Below are 5,008 nucleotides of genomic sequence, written 5' to 3'. Positions count from 1 at the left end.
CTGATTAATTTTCCTGAACCACAAGCCATGGTCCAGCCCAGCGTGCCATGTCCGGTATTCAGGAACAGGTTTTTAAAACGGGTTTTTCCAATAATTGGTGTACTGTCCGGAGTCATTGGACGCAAGCCTGTCCAGAAACTCGCCTGATTCATGTCACCTCCCGGGAATAAATCACGGGTCACCATTTCCAGCGTGCCGCGACGATCCTCATTCAGACCCAAGTTAAAACCGCTCAGTTCAGCCATTCCCCCTACGCGGATGCGCTGGTCGAAACGGGTAATCGCAATTTTATAGGTTTCATCCAGCACGGTAGATTGCGGAGCGAAAGCTGGATCTACAATAGGAATCGTCAGTGAATATCCTTTCACCGGATATACCGGTAAATTCAGTTCAAGCGGTTTAAGGAAATCACGTGAATAACTACCAAAGGCCAGCACATATTTATCTGCCGTGAGCACCTGACCATTCACCAGCACACCTTTGATCTGATCGCCTTCTACAATCAGCTTTTCAACGTTTTGATTAAACTTAAACTTTACACCCATCCCTTTGGCATGTTCTGCCAGGGCATTGGTAAACAGATAGCAGTCACCTGTTTCATCATTAGGTAAATGCAATCCACCGACCAGTTTATCTTTTGCCTGTGCCAATGCCGGTTCTACACGCGCCAGTCCATCACGATCCAGCAGCTCAAACTCCACACCGGTTTCTTTCAGAACCTCAATATCGCGCTGCACCGCATCCAGCTGCGCATCTTTACGGAAAATCTGCAAAGTGCCTTTCGAGCGGTTCTCATAAGAAATGCCAATATCGCGACGCAAATTACGTAAACAGTCACGGCTGTATTCAGCCACACGCACCATACGTTCTTTATTGACTGCATAATGCTGGGCATTACAGTTTTTCAGCATTTGTGCCATCCACTGTAATTGCCACAAGCTGCCATCGACATTAATCGCCAACGGTGCATGATGCTGGAACATCCATTTGACCGCCTTAAACGGAATACCTGGTGCGGCCCAAGGGGTGGAGTATCCTGGAGAAATCTGCCCGGCATTACGGAAGCTGGTTTCTTGAGCCGGGCCTGCCTGACGATCCAGCACAGTCACGGTTGCTCCCTGCTGCGCCAGATAGTAAGCGCTTGCCACACCAATCACACCACTACCCAAAACTAATACGCGCATTACCTTAACCCTCAAACATCTTTTTAGTTTATTTCACTAGTATATTTTTGCTTTAATAGTTAAATTCACTATATTCAAACTGTATATTCAGTGAAATAAATATTTTTTCGGGCAGAATTAAAAAAAAGAGGGAAATATTGATGCGCAAATTAGACCGCATTGACCGCATGATTCTGGATATCCTGCAACGCAATGGCCGGATTGCCATTAGCGAACTTGCAGCACGTGTCAATCTATCGACCACGCCCTGTTCAGAGCGGGTAAAACGGCTAGAACGCGAGGGCATCATCATGGGCTATTACGCCCGTTTAAATCCGGAAATGCTGGAGCGCAACCTGCTGTTTTTTCTGGAAATCAAACTCTCTGCCAAATCAGGCGATGTCTTTGATCAGGTGGCTCGTAATCTGACAGAAATTCCAGAAGTACTGGAATGCCATTTAATTTCCGGTGATTTTGATTATCTGGTCAAAGCACGCTTAAAAGAAATGAGTGCTTATCGGCGTTTACTGGGGGATTTACTGAAAAAACTGCCTGCTTCTGCTTCATCCCACAGTTATGTAGTGATGGAAGAAGTCAAAGAAAGTTTATATCTGGACTTGGGTATTTAATGATTTTGAATTTCTAAAGCTACCGGCAAAAACAACAAAGCCCCAAACGGGGCTTTGAGATCGAACATTGATTGGACTTGTTAAACCTTAAGCAGGAATGCGGAGCACCTGTCCTGGGAAAATATCATCTGCATCTTTGAGCAACGGACGGTTAGCCTCAAAAATCTTATTATACTGATTAGCATCACTATAAAATTCTTTTGAGATTTTTGACAAGCTGTCACCCGATTTTACCGTATAGAACTTACTTTCCGGTTCAGGACTGCTTACCGTAAGCTGATCATCCACTTTGGCGACATGATCAATATTACCCACAGCCAGAACAATCTTTTCACGATCAGCCTGGCTTTGTACCTGACCTCTGACCGTCGCCAGATCCGAAGCGGAGTTATAACTGATGGATAAGCCAGTGATCGGAAGGCCCAGACTTTTCACGTGGCCGAGTAATTTATTTGCCACTTCCTGAGCAGAAGGCTCTGCTGGTTGTGTTGCAGCCGGCGTTGTCGTTGTAGGTGCAGCCTGTGGTTCCGCAGCAGCTGTATTCTTCTTACCGATACCTTTTACAAAATCAAAAAGACCCATAGCGGACTCCATTCTTGTTGTTAATGTCATATCACTCTTATTTTTATAATGAAAATACCACAGAGATAGTTAGTCATTGGTGACAGAAAGGTAATGGATTGTAAAACCTCCATTCATGTGAAAAGCAGACACAAAAAAACCACCTCAAGGGTGGTCTTTATGTTCAGCAAAGCTGAAATCGGCGATTAACCCAGTTTCTTAGAAACGTAGTCAATTGCAGATTGAACAGTTGTGATTTCGTTAGAATCTTCATCAGGAATCGTGATGTCGAAGTCATTTTCGAAAGACATAACAAGTTCAACTAGATCTAGAGAATCTGCACCTAAGTCATCCATGAAAGACGCTTCGTTTTTAATCTCTTCGATTTTGATACCAAGTTGTTCTGCAACTGCTTGCTTAACACGTTGTTCGATATCGCTCACAGGAATTCTCCTCATTGCTTGTGGCGTTTTTAATGCCGTTAGTTTAATTGAATCTAAAAAATTTGGAAAGTTTATACTTGAGCTTAGCTCATGTATAAGCCCCCATTTACATGCATAACTGTACCAGTAATGTAACTGGCTTTATCTGAAGCCAAGAAACTTACGGCATTTGCGATATCCTGCGGATCACCTAAACGGTTTAATGCCACCTGCTCAGTCATTTTTTTACGAATTTCTTCGCTTAACTGTTCAGTCATTTCAGTCGCAATAAAACCTGGTGCTACCGAGTTTACGGTAATCTGACGGCTACCCATTTCTTTGGCAAGGCTGCGGCTAAATGCTTCAATACCTGCTTTGGCAGCAGAATAGTTGGCCTGACCCGGGTTGGCAAAGTGTGCCACCACAGAACTGATGTTGATGATGCGGCCGAAACGCGCCTTGGTCATGCCTTTTAGTACACGTTTAGATAAACGGTAAACTGCTTTCAGGTGAATATTTAAAATATCATCCCAGTCATCTTCAGACATACGCAGCAGCAAATTGTCCTTGGTAATACCGGCATTATTGACCAATGCAAGGACTGGACCATAGTTCTGTTCGATGTTCGTTACCAGTGCATCAATCGCAGCACCATCACGTACGTCTAGTACTTTTCCAACGCCATTTTCAGCAAATTCTGCCGATAATTTTTCCGCACCTGCTTCAGACGTTGCAGTACCTACGACAAAATAACCATCTTGAATCAACTGCTGTGCGATCGCAGCACCAATACCACGACTTGCACCTGTTACCAGAGCAACTTTACGTTCCTGTGTCATGCACTTTTCCCTTCTGCCGCCAATACGGTGTTTAATGCATCTTCCAGACGGGATTGACTGTCCAGTGGAAGTGCTTTTTGAATATTCGGCAAGCGTTTCGCCAAGTTGGTCAATACATTACCCGGACCACATTCTACGATGTACTCAATACCTTCATCTTGAAGGAATTGTAAGGTTTTAGTCCATTGTACCGACTCATAAAGTTGCGCGGTCAACGCCTGACGCAATTCATCTACATTGGTTGCCGCTTGCGCGCCCACATTTTGTAATACAGGAATGCGTGGTAGCTCAATGGCGGTTTGTTCCAATGCCGGAGCAAACTGTTCAGCAGCAGGTTTCATCAATGAACAATGCGATGGAACTGATACTGGCAATGCAATGGCTTTTCCGCCGTTTTCTTTGGCCAATGCCATCACTGCTTCAACGCGATCTTTATTGCCTGCAACGACAACCTGCCCTTGCGCATTGTAGTTGGCTGCTTCGACAGAACCTTCGCCTGCTGCAGTTGCTTGTGTACACAGCTCAATCACTTTGGCATCGTCCAGACCCAAAATAGCAGCCATCGCGCCCACACCCTGAGGTACTGCAGTCTGCATCAATTTGCCACGCAGGTTCACCAGCTTCGCAGCATCACCCAGGCTTAAAGCACCCGATGCGACCAGTGCGCTGTATTCGCCCAATGAATGGCCTGCCAGATATTTCGGTGCCACACCGCCAGATTCCAACCACACACGCCATAAGGCAATACTTGCAGTCAGCAATACCGGCTGGGTAAATTCAGTTTGACCCAGACCTTCGCCAGTTTGCGCAATCTGCCACAGATCAAAACCGACGGCTTCAGATGCTTCTGCAAATGTCTCGCGAATACTTGCAAACTGTTCTGCAAGCTCAGCCAGCATACCGGCTTTTTGTGAGCCCTGACCCGGAAACACAAATGCAGTTTTTGTTGCTGGTGCTGCTTGTTCTAGTGGTGTAGCAGACATAATAAAATCCTTTCATTCAAGAGGCGTGCTTCTTCAATCCTAACAAGAAGACTGACCAATAAGACCACCTAAATCATTGTGGAGCGCAATTTAGCATGTAATTTTGCTGACGGTAATTGCCAAATACAACAAAAAACTGGTACGCCTAAAAATCGAAGACAAAAAAAAGGGAGCTAAATGCTCCCATTTTTTCTACTAAGCTTGACGCTTAATACATCACCAATTATTCAGCAGATGCTTTAGCGAATAATTGACGACCACGGTAGATACCATCTTTAGATACGTGGTGACGACGGTGAGTCTCGCCAGTAGCTTGGTCTACAGTTAATGCATTCTCGGTTAAAGCGTCATGTGAACGGCGCATGTCACGGCGAGAGCGACTTTTACGGTTTTGCTGAACGGCCATGATGG

7 protein-coding genes are annotated in these 5,008 nt (G+C 45.2%); 1 reads left to right on the top strand and 6 read right to left on the bottom strand.

The features are described 5' to 3' along the window. Positions 1-1,184: D-amino acid dehydrogenase (locus WAK81_RS03035; RefSeq protein WP_422195633.1), on the bottom strand; the 1,184-nt coding region annotated here is incomplete at its 3' end. A gap of 140 nt (positions 1,185-1,324) precedes the next feature. Here WAK81_RS03035 and WAK81_RS03030 point away from each other — a divergent pair. Then, positions 1,325-1,792 carry an Lrp/AsnC ligand binding domain-containing protein gene (locus WAK81_RS03030; RefSeq protein WP_422195632.1) on the top strand — a complete coding sequence of 156 codons (468 nt, stop codon included), beginning with the start codon at positions 1,325-1,327 and terminating at the stop codon, positions 1,790-1,792. An 87-nt stretch (positions 1,793-1,879) separates the two neighbouring features. Here WAK81_RS03030 and lysM read toward each other — a convergent pair whose 3' ends face one another. From lysM to rpmF, 5 genes are all read right to left on the bottom strand, one after another. Next, complete coding sequence (lysM, locus tag WAK81_RS03025; protein ID WP_422195631.1) at positions 1,880-2,374, bottom strand: peptidoglycan-binding protein LysM; 495 nt, start codon at positions 2,372-2,374, stop codon at positions 1,880-1,882. 185 nt (positions 2,375-2,559) lie between these two features. Further along, positions 2,560-2,796, bottom strand: coding sequence for an acyl carrier protein (gene acpP, locus WAK81_RS03020; protein ID WP_004646101.1), 237 nt, complete (start codon positions 2,794-2,796; stop codon positions 2,560-2,562). An 83-nt stretch (positions 2,797-2,879) separates the two neighbouring features. After that, on the bottom strand, positions 2,880-3,614 hold the full coding sequence (gene fabG, locus WAK81_RS03015; protein WP_422195630.1) for a 3-oxoacyl-ACP reductase FabG: 735 nt from the start codon (positions 3,612-3,614) through the stop codon (positions 2,880-2,882). Continuing rightward, entirely contained in the window at positions 3,611-4,597 is a 987-nt protein-coding gene (fabD, locus tag WAK81_RS03010; RefSeq protein WP_422195629.1) for an ACP S-malonyltransferase, read from the bottom strand. The genes fabG and fabD overlap by 4 nt, the downstream gene beginning before the upstream one ends. A gap of 223 nt (positions 4,598-4,820) precedes the next feature. After that, the gene (gene rpmF, locus WAK81_RS03005) at positions 4,821-5,003 is read right to left on the bottom strand and encodes a 50S ribosomal protein L32 (protein WP_004279227.1); all 183 of its coding nucleotides are present in this window, start codon (positions 5,001-5,003) and stop codon (positions 4,821-4,823) included. Between the last annotated feature and the right edge of the window lie 5 nt (positions 5,004-5,008).

The organism is Acinetobacter sp. (genome assembly GCF_049284435.1).
GTDB lineage: Bacteria > Pseudomonadota > Gammaproteobacteria > Pseudomonadales > Moraxellaceae > Acinetobacter.
Note: the sequence above shows the minus strand (reverse complement) of the source record. Positions and strands in the feature narration are given on the sequence as shown.